The 14,644-nt window shown below is 61.4% G+C and carries 14 protein-coding genes; 11 read left to right on the top strand and 3 right to left on the bottom strand.

Going from position 1 to position 14,644, the window contains the following annotated elements:
* The first annotated feature begins 50 nt into the window (after window positions 1–50).
* From thiC to Q0P52_RS08755, 5 genes are all read left to right on the top strand, one after another.
* Window positions 51–1,961, top strand: coding sequence for a phosphomethylpyrimidine synthase ThiC (thiC, locus tag Q0P52_RS08775; RefSeq protein WP_293760777.1), 1,911 nt, complete (start codon window positions 51–53; stop codon window positions 1,959–1,961).
* 696 nt (window positions 1,962–2,657) lie between these two features.
* Window positions 2,658–4,307: an NRAMP family divalent metal transporter gene (locus Q0P52_RS08770; protein WP_293760775.1), complete on the top strand. Its 1,650-nt coding sequence runs from the start codon at window positions 2,658–2,660 to the stop codon at window positions 4,305–4,307.
* 423 nt (window positions 4,308–4,730) lie between these two features.
* Window positions 4,731–4,910, top strand: coding sequence for a hypothetical protein (locus tag Q0P52_RS08765; protein WP_293760769.1), 180 nt, complete (start codon window positions 4,731–4,733; stop codon window positions 4,908–4,910).
* A gap of 67 nt (window positions 4,911–4,977) precedes the next feature.
* The gene (locus Q0P52_RS08760; RefSeq protein WP_293760767.1) at window positions 4,978–5,424 is read left to right on the top strand and encodes a GNAT family N-acetyltransferase; all 447 of its coding nucleotides are present in this window, start codon (window positions 4,978–4,980) and stop codon (window positions 5,422–5,424) included.
* A gap of 93 nt (window positions 5,425–5,517) precedes the next feature.
* Window positions 5,518–5,835 carry an EthD family reductase gene (locus Q0P52_RS08755; protein WP_293760764.1) on the top strand — a complete coding sequence of 106 codons (318 nt, stop codon included), beginning with the start codon at window positions 5,518–5,520 and terminating at the stop codon, window positions 5,833–5,835.
* Between the two features lie 8 nt (window positions 5,836–5,843).
* Here the strand turns inward: Q0P52_RS08755 and Q0P52_RS08750 are convergent, their stop codons facing one another.
* On the bottom strand, window positions 5,844–7,085 hold the full coding sequence (locus Q0P52_RS08750; RefSeq protein WP_293760762.1) for a winged helix-turn-helix domain-containing protein: 1,242 nt from the start codon (window positions 7,083–7,085) through the stop codon (window positions 5,844–5,846).
* A gap of 89 nt (window positions 7,086–7,174) precedes the next feature.
* On the opposite strand from Q0P52_RS08750, the gene Q0P52_RS08745 reads away from it, so the two are divergent.
* Window positions 7,175–7,408, top strand: a complete 234-nt coding sequence (locus Q0P52_RS08745) for a DUF2789 domain-containing protein (protein ID WP_293760760.1) — start codon at window positions 7,175–7,177, stop codon at window positions 7,406–7,408.
* Between the two features lie 233 nt (window positions 7,409–7,641).
* On the opposite strand, the gene Q0P52_RS08740 is transcribed toward Q0P52_RS08745, so the two are convergent.
* A complete protein-coding gene (locus Q0P52_RS08740; protein WP_293760757.1) occupies window positions 7,642–9,342 on the bottom strand; it encodes a methyl-accepting chemotaxis protein in 1,701 nt (566 codons plus the stop codon).
* Between the two features lie 409 nt (window positions 9,343–9,751).
* On the opposite strand from Q0P52_RS08740, the gene Q0P52_RS08735 reads away from it, so the two are divergent.
* Genes Q0P52_RS08735 through Q0P52_RS08725 form a run of 3 tightly spaced genes read left to right on the top strand, consistent with a single transcriptional unit; the run spans window position 9,752 to window position 12,665 of the window.
* Complete coding sequence (locus tag Q0P52_RS08735) at window positions 9,752–11,728, top strand: U32 family peptidase (protein WP_293760755.1); 1,977 nt, start codon at window positions 9,752–9,754, stop codon at window positions 11,726–11,728.
* A gap of 7 nt (window positions 11,729–11,735) precedes the next feature.
* The gene (locus Q0P52_RS08730; RefSeq protein ID WP_293760752.1) at window positions 11,736–12,143 is read left to right on the top strand and encodes a YkgJ family cysteine cluster protein; all 408 of its coding nucleotides are present in this window, start codon (window positions 11,736–11,738) and stop codon (window positions 12,141–12,143) included.
* A gap of 54 nt (window positions 12,144–12,197) precedes the next feature.
* On the top strand, window positions 12,198–12,665 hold the full coding sequence (locus Q0P52_RS08725) for a DMT family transporter (RefSeq protein WP_293760749.1): 468 nt from the start codon (window positions 12,198–12,200) through the stop codon (window positions 12,663–12,665).
* 84 nt (window positions 12,666–12,749) lie between these two features.
* Here Q0P52_RS08725 and Q0P52_RS08720 read toward each other — a convergent pair whose 3' ends face one another.
* Window positions 12,750–13,241, bottom strand: coding sequence for a Spy/CpxP family protein refolding chaperone (locus Q0P52_RS08720; RefSeq protein ID WP_293760746.1), 492 nt, complete (start codon window positions 13,239–13,241; stop codon window positions 12,750–12,752).
* A 339-nt stretch (window positions 13,242–13,580) separates the two neighbouring features.
* Between Q0P52_RS08720 and Q0P52_RS08715 the strand changes: the two genes are divergently transcribed.
* Window positions 13,581–13,859, top strand: a complete 279-nt coding sequence (locus Q0P52_RS08715; protein WP_293760743.1) for a VF530 family protein — start codon at window positions 13,581–13,583, stop codon at window positions 13,857–13,859.
* A gap of 83 nt (window positions 13,860–13,942) precedes the next feature.
* Window positions 13,943–14,560 (top strand): glutathione transferase GstA, encoded by a 618-nt coding sequence (gene gstA / locus Q0P52_RS08710; protein WP_293760740.1) that lies wholly within the window; start codon window positions 13,943–13,945, stop codon window positions 14,558–14,560.
* Window positions 14,561–14,644 lie beyond the last annotated feature (84 nt).

Genomic DNA, 14,644 nt, shown 5'->3' with positions numbered 1-14,644 from the left:
GTACCGGTAACGCTCCTTGCGCCGCTTCATCGATTGAGGAGATGACACCGATGAACGCGCCCACCAAGCTCAATGAAGCGATGACGGTTGATACCGCCGCCATCCAGCCTTTGCCCAATTCCCGCAAGATTCATGTTGAAGGCAGCCGTCCGGACATCCGCGTACCCATGCGCGAAATCAGCCAGAGCGCCACGCCCACCCAGTTTGGCGGCGAAGCCAATCCGCCGATTTTTGTCTACGACACCAGCGGCCCGTATACCGACCCCGCCGTCAGCATCGATGTAAAAAACGGCCTCGCGCCCTTGCGCGCGGGCTGGATCGCCGAGCGCGGCGATAGCGAGCAGCTGGAGGGCCTGTCCAGCGAATACGGCCGCCAGCGCGAGGCCGACAGCCGGCTGGACGATTTGCGCTTCAACCTCCAGCGCCAGCCGCGCCGCGCCTTGCCGGGCCGCAATGTGACGCAGATGCATTACGCGCGCCAGGGCATCGTGACGCCGGAAATGGAATACGTGGCCATCCGCGAGAACCTCAACCGGCAGGCCTATTTGCAAAGCCTGCGCGAGGCGGGCGGCAATAATACCCGCCTGGTGGAGCTGCTCAGCCGCCAGCATCCGGGCCAGTCTTACGGCGCGGCGCTGCCGGAACAAATCACGCCGGAATTTGTGCGGCAGGAAGTGGCGGCCGGCCGCGCCATCATTCCCTGCAACATCAATCACCCGGAATCGGAACCGATGATCATCGGCCGCAACTTCCTAGTGAAAATCAACGGCAATATCGGCAACAGTGCGGTAACGTCGTCCATCTCCGAAGAGGTGGACAAAATGACCTGGGGCATCCGCTGGGGCGCCGACACCATCATGGATTTGTCCACCGGCAAGAACATCCATGAAACGCGCGAGTGGATCCTGCGCAACAGCCCGGTTCCCATTGGCACCGTGCCCATTTACCAGGCATTGGAAAAAGTGAACGGCAAGGCGGAAGACCTCACTTGGGAAATCTTCCGCGATACGCTGATCGAGCAGGCCGAGCAGGGGGTGGATTACTTCACCATTCACGCCGGCGTGCTGCTGCGTTATGTGCCGCTGACCGCCAACCGCATGACCGGTATCGTGTCGCGCGGTGGTTCCATCATGGCCAAGTGGTGTCTGGCGCATCACAAGGAAAACTTCCTTTACACCCACTTTGAAGACATCTGCGACATCATGAAGGCCTACGACGTGGCCTTCAGCCTGGGCGATGGTTTGCGTCCGGGCAGCGTGTGGGACGCCAACGACGAGGCGCAGCTGGGTGAGCTGAAAACCCTGGGCGAGCTGACCGCCATCGCCTGGAAGCACGATGTGCAGGTGATGATTGAAGGCCCCGGCCATGTGCCGATGCAGCTGATCAAGGAGAACATGGATAAGGAGCTGGAGTGGTGCCACGAAGCGCCGTTCTATACGCTTGGCCCGCTCACTACCGACATCGCGCCGGGCTACGACCATATCACCAGCGCCATCGGCGCGGCGCAGATCGGCTGGTACGGCACTGCCATGCTCTGTTACGTCACCCAGAAGGAACATCTGGGTTTGCCGAACAAGGACGATGTGAAGGACGGCATCATCACCTACAAGCTGGCCGCGCATGCCGCCGACCTGGCCAAGGGCCACCCGGGCGCGCAGATCCGCGATAACGCCTTGTCCAAGGCGCGTTTTGAATTCCGCTGGGAAGACCAGTTCAATCTGGGGCTGGATCCGGACAAGGCGCGCAGCTTCCACGATGAAACCCTGCCCAAGGACAGTGCCAAGGTAGCGCATTTTTGCAGCATGTGCGGCCCGCACTTCTGCAGTATGAAGATCACCCAGGATGTGCGCGAATTTGCCGCCAGCAAGGGCATCAGTACCGATGCCGCGCTGGCAACCGGCATGCAGGAAAAGGCCGTCGAGTTCGTCAAGGGCGGCGGCAAGCTGTATGACCGCATCTGATCCGTTCTTGAAGTGGCAAACCCGTCGCATCCCGTGCGGAAGCGGCGGGTTTTTTCAGTTTCGCGCCGGTGAAACGTGCTTTGTTTGTGCCATGCAACAATGTTTGCAGTCGGATTGTTCGTGTTCGTTGACTCGCTTTCGGCAAGCTCACTACAATCGCGCATCTCATTACTTGGAGGCCGCAGCCTTGGACTGTCCCAGTCGTCATTCCGACATGATTTCCGACTGATCCGGCCAGACATTCGCGCGCCTTCCGCGCCGCTGTCTTGCCTTGGCAAGCGGTGAGCGCCACGTCTACTCATCCTTTCCCTGTCGTTGGTTTTTTTGCCTGTGCGCCTGCCTGTCGCGCGTTCATCGCCATGGCGTCAAAACCCTTCGTGTCCGACCTTGCCGCGCTTTGGCGCGGACAGGACAAGCCTTAGCTGTTGCTGACGAGGGCTTTGCCCTTCAGCCAGAAAAGGAAACCTCATGGACCCTTACCCCATAAGACCGGTCATGCCGACCGGCAAGGGCTTGTCCGCGTAAGACGGGCAAGCGCCGGGCGGCCGTACGCGGCCAGCCCCGGTCAAGCATGACCTCCCCAAAAGCCAGCCCGCGAGGGCTCAGGCTGGCCTTGTCCTGTCAGTGTCCGCAGCCGGTTCGCATGGCTGCGACGGACAGCGCCGGCGACGCAAAAAATAGAATCAGGGAGTTTTCATGTCCAACAATAAAACCGAAGCCGCTGTGCTGGACAGCGCACACGTGGGCGACATTCGTGGCGCCCTAGGCACCATCCGCCATGACGATACCGCCCCGCGCAACAGTTGGATGGCGCGTTTCAAAACGCTGCTGGCCATTCTGGGGCCGGGCCTGATCGTGATGGTGGGCGACAACGACGCCGGCGCGTTCAGCACCTACGCCCAGGCCGGCCAGAACTACGGCACTGCGCTGCTGTGGACGCTGGCGCTGCTGATTCCCGTGTTGTACGTGAACCAGGAAATGGTATTGCGCCTGGGCGCTGTCACCGGCGTGGGCCATGCCCGGCTGATTCTGGAGCGCTATGGCAAGTTCTGGGGCGCGTTCAGCGCCATCGATCTTTTCCTGCTCAATGCACTGACCATCGTCACCGAGTTCATCGGCATCAGCCTGGGGATGGCGTTTCTCGGCGTGCCCAAGATCATCGGCGTGGGGTTGGCGGCGGTGTTCATCATGCTGTCCGCCAGCACCGGCGACTTCCGTCGGTTCGAACGTTTTTCGCTGACGCTGGTGGCGGGCAGCCTGATTCTGGTGCCCATTCTGGTGATGGTGCATCCGCCAATGACGCAGATCGCCCATGATTTTGTGGTGCCGCAAATGCCGGCGGGCGGCAAGCTGTCGGACGTGGTGCTGCTGATCATCGGCATTGTCGGCACCACCGTTGCGCCCTGGCAGTTGTTCTTTCAGCAAAGCTACATCATCGACAAGCGCATCACGCCGCGCTTCATCAAGTACGAGCGGGCCGATCTGTGGCTGGGCATCGCGCTGGTGGTGATCGGCGCGGTGGCGATGATTGCTTTTACCGCCCAAGTGTTTGCCGGCAAGCCGGAGTTCGGTCATTTTCAGGACGCCGGCGCAGTGGCGCACGGCCTGGCCAAATACTATGGCAAGCTGCCGGGCGTGCTGTTTGCGGTGGCCCTGATCGACGCCAGCATCATCGGCGCAATGGCCGTGTCGCTATCCACCGCCTATGCGCTGGGCGATGTGCTGAGCCTGAAGCATTCCCTGCACCGCAAGCCTACCGACGCGCCGGCCTTCTACGCGATGTATTGCGGCCTGATCGTCCTGGCCGCCGCGCTGGTGTTGCTGCCGGGCGTGCCGCTGGGTTTGCTGACCAACGCCGTGCAGAGCCTAGCCGGCGTGCTGTTGCCCAGCGCCACGGTATTCCTGCTGCTGCTGTGCAATGACAAGGCTGTATTGGGGCCATGGGTGAACAGTCGTTTCACCAATCTGATTACCGGCGCCATCGTCGCCGTACTGGTGCTGTTGTCGATCATCCTGACCGCTGCGGTGGTGTTTCCCGACATGTCGGGCGAAACCATTACCGACATCCTGATTGTCGGCGGCGTGCTGGGCCTAGTAACGGCCATCGCCATGAACGTCATCCATGCGCGCGAGACGGTGGGACAGGAGGACGAGCCGCAACATCATCATCACAAGAAGGGCGAGCTGCAGCATAAGTACAGCTGGCGCATGCCGCCGCTGGAAAAACTGGCGCCGGTGGCGTTGTCCAGCCGCAACAAATTGTGGATGAGCGTGCTGCGCGGCTACCTGCTGGTGGCCATGATCATGGTGATCTGGCGGGTGGCGCAGCTGGCGTTGGCGGCTTGAGCGCCAACCATCCAGCACGGACAAAGCCGGGGCAACCCGGCTTTTTTCATGACTGGAATTTACCGGCGATACGCCGCCAGACGCGGCGAGGAAAGCGCAGCGGCCCGACGGCGCGGTTAGTGGATTTGGTGGCTGTAGCCACCGGCGCGCTCAGCAAAGCGGGCGGGGCGGCGTCTGCGGGCAAGGATAGCGCCAGCAGCAAAAGAAGCAGATTGCGCATGATGCGGAACGGTGTGCGGCGGAATGAACAATGCCGGACAGCCTAGCATGACAATGTGATGATGGCGTTTAGGCGCAGCCAGTCGCATGGCGGCAAGCGCTGGTATGGGCAGGCGACGCCGTGGATAAGATCTGTCAGCGGATCTTAAGCCAGCCATAAGCTGCGCCGCGCAAGATGGTCTCACCCATTCACAGGAGACCATCATGTTGCTGATCACTGAATTGCTGCGTTCCCCCTCCGCATTGCTGAGCGTGCTGGCCATGTTGTTGGCGCTGGTCAAGTTTGCCTGGCTGATCGGTTTGTTCATCGTGCGCAGCCGTGAAGACGTACCGGCCGATGAGCATACGCCGGCAGGTGGAGTGGTTCCATCCGATAAGTGCTGACTGGCTCTGTGCAGAGAACCGGCGCGCTTGCATGCTGGGGCTTAACCCCTCAAACGGAGATCAAGACATGAGCGTCGTCATCAAGCCCGTCGGCCCGCAGGACTATGAACACTGGCTGCCCCTGTGGCAGGGCTATCTGGCGTTTTATCAGGCGCCGTACCAGGCCGCAGTGGCCGAAGTGAGCTGGCAGCGCTTTCTCGACCCGGCCGAGCCCATGCACAGCTGGTTGGCCTGGCAGGACGGCAAGGCGGTGGGCATGGTCAATACCGTGGAACACCGCAGCAGCTGGATGACCGGCAACTACTGCTATCTGCAGGATCTGTACGTGGACCCGGCCTGTCGCGGCGGTGGTGTGGGAAAGAGCCTGATTGAAACCGTGTATGCCCACGCGGCAGCGGCCGGTTGCGGTCGGGTTTACTGGCTGACCCATGAAAGCAATGCCACTGCGCGGAGCTTGTACGACACCCTGGCGGACAATCTGGGCTACATCCAGTATCGCAAGAACTTGTCCTGAGCGGCGGATGGATTATGCTGCGGGTGGATGTTTTTCCACCCGACGGCCAGTCTCGGAAAAGAGGTTGGCCGAAGCCGCAAGGAGCCGTCAGGCATGATTACCGTCAGCATTCTCTACCCCGCGCAGTCCGGCAGCCGTTTCGATTTCGATTACTACCTCGCCCACCACATGCCGCTGGCGCGACGCTTGTTGTCGCCGGCCTTGCGCGGCATGAAAGTGGAACAAGGCCTGGCCGGGGCCGAGCCGGGCAGCGCCGCCGCTTTTACTGCCTTGTGTCACCTGCATTTTGATTCTGTGGACGCCTTCGTGACGGCCTTCCAGCCGGTAGCGGCCCAGTTGCAGGGCGACATTGCCAACTACACCGATATTGCTCCGCAAATCCAGTTCAGCCAGGTGTTGCTGGCCGAGTAACGCCCGTTTCAGCCGGCAGCGTCGGTTTCGCCTTCAGCGAGCTGCGCCTGAATGCCGGCCAGTAAACCGGCCGGCCCGTGATTGAAGCGCAGGCGCGGCGTGCCGTGCCAGCCGGCCAGCTGACTGAGTGTGCGCGCGAGGTCTGTCGCCAGCCGTCCGCTTTCGCGCACGCCGCTTTCCAGGTACAGGCTTTTCACCTCGAAAATGCCCTGCTGGCGGTGCGCCTTGGCGTCCATGCGGCCCACCAGCTTGCCCCGCTGCAGCAAGGGCAAGGAGAAATAGCCGAAGCGGCGCTTGGGCGCCGGGGTGTAGCACTCGATCTTGTAGTCGAAATCAAACAGCTCCAGCGCTCGCTTGCGGTCCCAGACAATGGGGTCGAACGGCGACAGGGCCGCACAGCGGGTGGCGCTCAGGCGGTTGGCTTCGGCTTCGGCCAACTCGGCGCTCAGGCTGTGATGCACGAAGGCATCGTGCTTCCAGCCTTCAATGCGCACCGGCAGCAACTCGCCAGCATCGGCCAGCCGGTGCAAGTCCTCGTCGAAGCGGCCTCGGCCAAGGCGGTAGTAATCCGCCACCCAGCCGGCTTTCACCACGCCCAGCGCCCGGCAGCTGTTGCGCACCATGTCCAGCCGGGCGTCTTCCAGGCTGGGCAGATGGCGCTGATCGTCCCAACCGGGCAGCACCCGCTCGGCCACATCGTAGACGCGCTGGAAGCCTTGCCGCTCTTTCACCATCAGCCTGCCCAGCGTGAACAGCGCTTCCAGATGGCGTTTTTCCGGCTTCCAGTCCCACCAGCCGCTGCCCTTGCCCTGCTCGCGCGCGAAGTCGGCCGAGCGCGCCGGGCCGTGTTCGCGAATGCGCGTTTCCAGCGCTTCGATGTCGGCCTGATGCTGGCGGTACCAATTGACGGAGAATTTCCAGCCCAGGCTTTCCGCGTTCAGCATGCGATGGCGCAACAGACGGTAGTCTTCCGTCGGCACAAAGCAGGCTTCGTGCGCCCAGTATTCAAACAGCGCGCCTTCGGCCAACGTTTCGTCCAGCCACACTGGCGGGTAGGGGCCGAGCCGGCTGTACAACACCAGATAGGGGCTGCGCGCTACCACGCTGATGGTGTCGATCTGCAACAGGGCCATGCGGCGGATGGCGGCGGCCACATCTGCTTTGCCGGCCTTGCGCCGCGGCGGCGTCAGCATGCCTTGTGCGATCAGATGCAGGTTGCGCGCCTGCTGCAAGGGGAGATGTGTGGTCATGGGCTTGCGATGGGGTGAGGAGAAGTCGACTATAACCATTCTCGCGTTCACTGTGTGCCGTCTTCGGCGACGGTCAGGAAAGGATAATCATGGACACCGGTGCTCATCAGTTGCCCCAATTGTTTGCCCAGCTTGGCCTGCCTGCGGGCGAGGCGGATATCCGCGCTTTTGTCGCCGCGCATCGTTTGCCCGCTGGCGCGGCGCTGCCGGATGCGCCGTTCTGGAAAGCGTCGCAGGCGGCTTTTTTGCGTCAGGCGCTGGCTTGCGACGCGGAGTGGTCGGAAGCGGCCGACGAGCTGGCGGTGTTGCTCAGCAGTCGTTGAAACGGCGGGGTAAGCCGGAGCGGAACAGGCAAGCCTGCGGATGCGGGCGTTCGGATGAGCGCCCCCTCGCTTTCTGGGTGGAAAGCGAGGTTTCCTTGCAGGGAAAGAGCGGGGAAATGGGGACTATTCGGATGGGGCAAGGCCGGGCCTAGCCCCATCTCATTCAATCACTTTGCCGGCAGTCAGAAAGCCCGCTGACGCGGGCTTTGTTCAGCTTGCGGAGCTGTCAGCGGTCAGCCGGCCAGCGCGAAGCGCGGCAGGCCTTCGGCGCGAGGTGCGTCGGTGTCGCTGACCTGGCCGGGGCCGGGCAGGGCGAAGTGGCTGATGGCGGCTTGCAGTTCGTGCGCCATGCCCTCCATGGCGGTGGCTGAAGCGGCAGTCTGGCTGGCGGCGGTGCTGGTTTCTTCCGACATTTGCGCTACTTGTTCCACATTGTTGGCGATGCCGCTGCCGGCGGCCTGTTGCTCGGACAGGGCAATGGAAATACTGCCCACCGATTGCTGGATGCGTTGCACATTGCCGGCGATCTGGCAGACCGAGCCGCGCGCCTGATTGGCCTGCGCCAGCCCGGTGTCCATGCGGCTGACGGTATCGTGGATATTGCCGATCACCTGCTGACTGCTCTCCAGCATTTCCTTGATCATCTCGCTGATTTCGGTGGTGGATTGGCCGGTGCGCTCCGACAGCTTGCGTACTTCGTCCGCCACCACGGCGAAGCCGCGACCCTGTTCCCCGGCGCGGGCGGCTTCGATGGCGGCATTGAGCGCCAACAGATTGGTCTGGTCGGCGATGTCGCGGATCATGGCCACCACATTGGAGATCTTCTGCGATCTGTCGCCCATCAGGTCGGCTTGCTGGCGAGATTCCTCGGCCTTGTCCGCCACCGACTGAATGGTGTCCAGCGTCTGGTTGATCATGTGTTCCGTCTCGGCTGCCAGCTGGCCCGATGCCGTGGAGTCGGTGGCCACATCGCGGGCATTGTCGCTGACAGAGCAGATGCTGACTGACAATTGCTCCACCGAGGCCGACATGGAAGACGCGGCGCGGGTCTGTTCTTCCGCGCTCACCGCCACTTGTTCCGAAGCGCTGGCCAGCTCCGAGGCGTGCACGGTGAGGTTGGAGGTAATGCCGTTGATCTGGCGCACCAAGCGGATCAGCTCGCTCTGCATGTGCGACATGGAGGCGACGATGCTGTTGTCGTCGCCGCTTTTTACGGTCAGTTTCTGAGTGAGATTGCCTTGCGCGATGCGACGGGCCAAGGCCACCACGTCATGCGGTTCGCCGCCCAGTTCGGCCAACAGGCCGCGAATGATCAGCCAACTGCACACCACGCCCAGCAGCAGGCCGAACACCAGGATGGCCAGTGAGATGCGCGCGCAAAGCCGGGCCTTGTCGGTGGAGCTGGCGAAGTTTTCCGCCGCCACGCGCAACTGCAGGTCGATCAGCTGGTTGATGTTGCTGGAGATGGGGTCGATGTGCGGGTACATCTCTTTGTCGACAAACTGCGCCAGCGCGGCGGTGTCGCGCGACTGGGCAATGGCGCGCAGATGCTGCACGGTGCCGTCCGCCTGACGCATGGCGCTCTCCGCCTGATCCGCCAGCGTCTTTTCTTCCGAGGTGAGGTAGGTGGCGCGGTAGTCGCCCCATTCCTTTTTCAAGGCGGCCTGGGATTGATCCAGTCCTTGCAGCAGCGCCTCGGGCGTCATGACGCCGGCCCGCAGTTTGTGCGCGCCGTCCACAATGCTGACTGCGTAGCCATCGCCGACGGTCTTCAGCTGCTTGAGGCAGATTACCCGGTCGTTGTAAGTGGTGGCGAAGTCATCGAGGATGCGTTGCTGGGTATACCAGCCATAGCCCCCGACGATAACGGTGACCAATTGCAGCAGCATGATCAATGCAAACAGCCTTTGGCCGATGGTCAGCCTGGTAAGCATGACGAATTCTCCCGAAACCCTGTGGGTAAGTCCGACCGACAAAGCCTGCCCCGCGACGCGCCTGTTCAAGCCGTTCGGTGTGTACAGCTTGCGTTGGCGCATTTTCGCGGCGCTTCCACGAGGCCCTGTCAGCGGTGCTCAACGTTAAATTGGTAATAGAGTGGTATTTGAGGTTGTAGTCCGCGGGGGAGAAAGGTCGCAAGTGAAAAATGCGTCAATAAGTATCCATACGTAGATGAATATGGCTTGTTATAAATAATTAATAAAAATTAATGCCAATGGAAAAACAAGGGCGTTAGAACGCAGGAATAATCGGCGCTATTCATAAGCTACTGATTACGTTATACTTCCGGCCTTTTCGTCGTGGGTTTTTCACTCAGAAAAACCCTAGCTGTAGCCAGGAATTGTCATGAGTCTGCTGTCGCACCAGATCGAACTGTTGTCCCCCGCCAAAACCGCCGAGATCGGGCGGGAAGCCATCCTGCACGGCGCTGACGCCGTTTACATTGGCGGGCCCAGCTTTGGCGCGCGGCACAACGCCTGCAACAGCGTGGAAGACATCGCGGCGCTCACCCGCTTTGCCCACCGCTACCATGCGCGCATCTTTGCCACGCTCAACACCATCCTGCATGAGGCGGAGCTGGAGCCGGCGCGCAAACTGATCTGGCAACTGTACGACGCCGGGGTGGATGCGCTGATCGTGCAAGATATGGGCATCCTGGAAATGGACCTGCCGCCCATCGAGCTGCATGCGTCCACCCAGTGCGACATCCGCGATGCGGACAAGGCGTCTTTCCTGGCGGATGCCGGTTTCTCGCAACTGGTGCTGGCGCGCGAGCTGACCATTCCGCAGATTCGCAAGATTGCCGACACCGTCGGCGATCGCGCCACCATCGAATACTTCATTCACGGCGCACTGTGCGTGGCTTTCTCGGGCCAGTGCTACATCAGCCATGCTGAAACCGGCCGCAGCGCCAACCGGGGCGACTGCTCGCAAGCCTGTCGTCTGCCCTACACGCTGACCGACCAGAACGGCGGCGTGGTGGCTTTTGAAAAGCATTTGTTGTCCATGAAGGACAACAACCAGAGCAACAATCTGGAAACCCTGCTGGACGCCGGCGTGCGCTCGCTGAAGATCGAGGGCCGTTACAAGGACGTGTCCTACGTCAAGAACATCACCGCGCATTACCGCCTGTTGCTGGACGAAATCATCGAGCGCCGCCCGGAACTGGGCCGCGCCTCCAGTGGCGGCAGCGAAATCTTTTTTGCGCCCGACCCGGACAAGACCTTCCACCGTGGCGCCACGGATTACTTTGCCACCGGCCGCAAGATCGACATCGGCGCTTTCGATTCGCCCAAATTCGTCGGCGTGCCGCTGGGCCTGGCGCACCGGGTGGGGCCGGACTGGCTGGAAGTGGCCACGCCCGAGGACATGAGCAACGGCGACGGCGTCAACTTCATGAAAAAGCGCGAAGTGGTGGGCATGCAGCTCAACACCGTGAAGCAAATCGGCAAGGTGCCGGGCGGTGATCGCCTGTGGCTGTGCCATCCCAATGATCCGGCGCTATTGGCCGGCCTGAAGCCCGGTACGCCGCTGAACCGCAATCGCGATCACGCCTGGGAGCTGTCGCTGTTGAAGAAGTCGGCCGAACGCAAAGTGGGCGTCTGGCTCACCCTGTCGGAAACCGGCAAGGGTCTGCGGCTGGTGATCACCGACGAGGACGGCTGCAGCGGCGCGGCGGAAGCGGAACTGGCGCTGGAAGCCGCGCGCGACGAAGAGCGCGCTTCGGCCAACCTTGTGGATGGCTTGTCGCGCCTCGGCAATACCATGTTCATTGCTCATGATGTATCTCTGGCGCTCAGCCGGATGTGGTTTGTACCCGCGTCCGCACTCAACGGCCTGCGCCGCGAGGCGGTGGAAAAGCTGGAGGCCGAGCGGCTGGCGGCCTGGCAGCGCCCGCAACGCAAGGCGGCGGTGGAGCCGCCGGTGGCTTATCCGCAAACCACGCTCAGCTACCTGGCCAATGTCTACAACCCGCTTGCCTGGCAGTTCTATCGCAAGCACGGCGTGGAAGTGATGGACGCGGCGTACGAGGCGCATGAGGAGGAAGGCGAGGTGAGCCTGATGATCACCAAGCACTGTCTGCGCTTCTCGTTCAATCTTTGCCCCAAGCAGGCCAAGGGCGTGAAGGGTGTAATGGGTCAGGTGCGCGCCGATCCGATGACGCTGAAGTCGGGCAACGAAACCTATACGCTGAAGTTTGATTGCCGCCCGTGTGAAATGCACATCATGGGCAAGATGAAAAAGCACGTGCTGAAAAGCCCGGCGCCCAGCGATGTGCCTTACACCACGCCCATGACTTTCTTCCGCAAGCGCCCGGACTGAGGCAGTCATGGCGGATATCGAACGACTGGATACCTGGACCCGCTATCGCAACGGGCTGTGCGCCGATTGCATGGGCAGCTGCTGCTCGATGCCGGTGGAAGTGCGCCTGCCCGATCTGGTGCGCATGGGCGTGGTGGATGAATTCGAGCTGGATGAGCCGGTAAAGAACATCGCCAAACGGCTGGAAAAGCAGCGGGTAATCCAGCATTTCAATTTCAAGCACGGCTTGTTTACGCTGGGACGACGCGCCAATGGCGACTGTCAGTACCTGGATCAGCAAACCCGGCTGTGCACCATTTACGAACAACGGCCGAATACCTGTCGCAACCATCCCAAGGTGGGTCCGCGACCCGGTTTTTGCGCTTACACGCGCAATCCGCGCGCGGGCAAGACCATTCCGGTCAAGGCGCTGTAGACCATAGACGACGGTTTCACGTGAAACCCGTCGCACATTTTCCAAGGATTGCGCATGAACCCGATTTTCCCGCTCATGGCCTTCGCCATCGGCATCGTGGTGCCCTTGCAGGCCGCCATCAACAATCAGCTCAAGCTGCTGATTGGCGGCAGCACCGTGCTGGCGGCGCTGGTGTCTTTCGCCGTGGGCTGTCTTACCCTGTGCGTGGTGGCGCTGGCCACCGGGCAAAAATGGAGCGGCTTTGGCCAATTGGCGCGCGGCGAGTGGTGGATGTTTCTTGGCGGAGCGCTGGGCGCGTTCTTTGTATTTGGCACTACCTTGCTGGCGCCGCGCATCGGCGTGGCGGTGATGCTGTCCTTGATCATCGCCGGGCAGGTGACCGCTTCATTGCTGTTTGACCGCTTCGGCTGGTTGTCCATGCCGCTGCGCGACGTCACTGCGCCCCGTTTGATGGGGGCCTTGCTGGTGGTGGGCGGTGTGTTGCTGGTCAATTTCGGCGACAAGTGGTTTCCCAAGGGCTGATCCCCTGATCTTGGCGGCGATACTTTGCCGCGGACATGACAAAGGCAGCCGCGAGGCTGCCTTTGTGTTGATGCGCGGATTGGCTTATTTGGGCTGGCTGGCCATCGGCTTGCGCATCATGTGCTCGCGCATGCGCTGTTGCATGCGGTTGCCTTCTTGATCAAAGGTTTTCTTCTGTTCCGGCGTCAGCTGGGCATAGAAGGTTTTGGTGGCGTCCGCGCGCTGCTTCATGGCGTCCAGATGCTTCTGCATCATGTCCACATGGGCCTGCATGCGTTCGGGCGTGGTGGCGTTGCCGTCCATCTTGGGGTGTTCCATCGTCATGCCTTGCGGTTTCATGGCATCGTTGAAGGTTTTCCAGGCGGCTTCCTGATTGGGCTGGATCTTCAGTTTGTCGTGCAGCGCTTTTTGATGCTCTGCGATGCGTGCTTCCATCTTGGCAGGGTCGAATTTACAGTTGGAGGCCTTGCCGTCAGCCGGGCCTGCTGGGCAGGGGCCGCCTTCCGCGTAGGCGGTGCCGGCCAGAGCGGCGGCGGTAAGCAAACCAGCGGCGAGCAGAGTCTTGAACGGTTTCATCTTGGCTTTCCTTCACTGAGTCGGTTTGATAACTCTCCCACTATGAAAAGCAAATGTCTGCCAAATGTGAGTAAATCAGGGGCATGTGTTAGCAAATTTTAATAAGCGATGCTGACGCTTGCGCTTCGGCGATGCGACCGACTGCTTCATGCAGTGTTTGCCACCGCGCCGTGCTTATCGGCATCAGGGCAAAAACTGGCGGGCTGGGTGGCGGCGGTCTACACTTCGCGCCGGAACGGTCTTGTGAAGCGTTTGCCGACGGCAATCCGGTTTTGCACCGGCGAGCAAGGTTATCCACAGATTTTATCAGGCAATGAAGTTATCCACAGAAAGTAATCCATGACGGCCCAATCCAATAATCCCACTCACGGCGTGACGCTGGAGCGCATGCTGGAAGAGCTGGTGGCGCAGTATGGTTGGCCGGAGTTGGGTCGTCGCATCAATATCCGCTGCTTCAATCACGATCCCGGCATTCGCTCCAGCCTGGTGTTTCTGCGTCGCACGCCGTGGGCGCGAACACAGGTGGAAGCCTTGTATGTATCGATGAAAACCCGGCCCGAACCCAAACCCGACGCAGACAACCGGCCACGCCTGTTCGGCCGCAAACCTTCGGCTTGAAATGCCGGTGTCCGCACCCACGTAAAGTCGACCCGCGCCGCCGTTTTGGGGCGCTTCGCTGTTTCACATCCTGATCTGGAGGCATGATGAAGCTCTACTTCTCGCCGGGAGCCTGCTCCCTTTCCCCGCATATCGTGCTGTTTGCCGCCGGCCTGCCGTTCGACGCGGAAAAAGTGAATCTGCGCGCGCAACCGCACACCACTCAGAGCGGCGTCGACTTTTCCACCATCAACCCCAAGGGCTACGTGCCGGCGTTGGTGTTGGACAGCGGGCAAGTGTTGACCGAGGGCGTGGCCATTGTGCAGTACCTGGCCGACCTCGCGCCGGAAAAGGGTCTGGCCCCGGCCAACGGTACGCTGGCGCGCTACCAGTTGCAGGAGTGGCTGAACTACATCGCCACCGAAATCCACAAGAGTTTCTCGCCGCTGTTCTACCCGGGCAGCGATGAGGCCAAAGACGCCGCCTGGGCCAAGCTCACCGCTCGCTTTGCGGTTGTGGAAGCGCAACTGGCCAAGACGGCTTATCTGACCGGCGACCATTTCAGCGTGGCTGATGCCTATCTGTTTACCTGCCTCAACTGGGCCGGCATGGTGAAGCGCTCGCTGGCGGACTTCCCGCACATCAGCGCCTTCATGGCGCGTGTGGCGGCCTTGCCCGCCGTGCAGTCCGCGCTGCGCGCCGAAGGCCTGCTGCGCGACTGATGCTGCCCGCAGGGCAAAGCAAAGCGCTTGTAACGCACAAGCGCTTTTTTGTTTGGCGTTTCACGTGAAACCGGCCTTGGTCGG

It is taken from the genome of uncultured Aquitalea sp. (assembly GCF_945957525.1).
In the GTDB taxonomy this organism is placed as follows: Bacteria; Pseudomonadota; Gammaproteobacteria; order Burkholderiales; family Chromobacteriaceae; genus Aquitalea.
The sequence above is the reverse complement of the archived record's forward strand: the minus strand, read 5'-3'. Positions and strand labels throughout refer to the sequence as shown.

Coding starts and splice junctions, on each gene's coding strand:
- thiC (WP_293760777.1), top strand. CDS start 51: ATGAACGCGCCCACCAAGCTCAATGAAGCGATGACGGTTGATACCGCC.
- Q0P52_RS08770 (WP_293760775.1), top strand. CDS start 2,658: ATGTCCAACAATAAAACCGAAGCCGCTGTGCTGGACAGCGCACACGTG.
- Q0P52_RS08765 (WP_293760769.1), top strand. CDS start 4,731: ATGTTGCTGATCACTGAATTGCTGCGTTCCCCCTCCGCATTGCTGAGC.
- Q0P52_RS08760 (WP_293760767.1), top strand. CDS start 4,978: ATGAGCGTCGTCATCAAGCCCGTCGGCCCGCAGGACTATGAACACTGG.
- Q0P52_RS08755 (WP_293760764.1), top strand. CDS start 5,518: ATGATTACCGTCAGCATTCTCTACCCCGCGCAGTCCGGCAGCCGTTTC.
- Q0P52_RS08750 (WP_293760762.1), bottom strand. CDS start 7,085: ATGACCACACATCTCCCCTTGCAGCAGGCGCGCAACCTGCATCTGATC.
- Q0P52_RS08745 (WP_293760760.1), top strand. CDS start 7,175: ATGGACACCGGTGCTCATCAGTTGCCCCAATTGTTTGCCCAGCTTGGC.
- Q0P52_RS08740 (WP_293760757.1), bottom strand. CDS start 9,342: ATGCTTACCAGGCTGACCATCGGCCAAAGGCTGTTTGCATTGATCATG.
- Q0P52_RS08735 (WP_293760755.1), top strand. CDS start 9,752: ATGAGTCTGCTGTCGCACCAGATCGAACTGTTGTCCCCCGCCAAAACC.
- Q0P52_RS08730 (WP_293760752.1), top strand. CDS start 11,736: ATGGCGGATATCGAACGACTGGATACCTGGACCCGCTATCGCAACGGG.
- Q0P52_RS08725 (WP_293760749.1), top strand. CDS start 12,198: ATGAACCCGATTTTCCCGCTCATGGCCTTCGCCATCGGCATCGTGGTG.
- Q0P52_RS08720 (WP_293760746.1), bottom strand. CDS start 13,241: ATGAAACCGTTCAAGACTCTGCTCGCCGCTGGTTTGCTTACCGCCGCC.
- Q0P52_RS08715 (WP_293760743.1), top strand. CDS start 13,581: ATGACGGCCCAATCCAATAATCCCACTCACGGCGTGACGCTGGAGCGC.
- gstA (WP_293760740.1), top strand. CDS start 13,943: ATGATGAAGCTCTACTTCTCGCCGGGAGCCTGCTCCCTTTCCCCGCAT.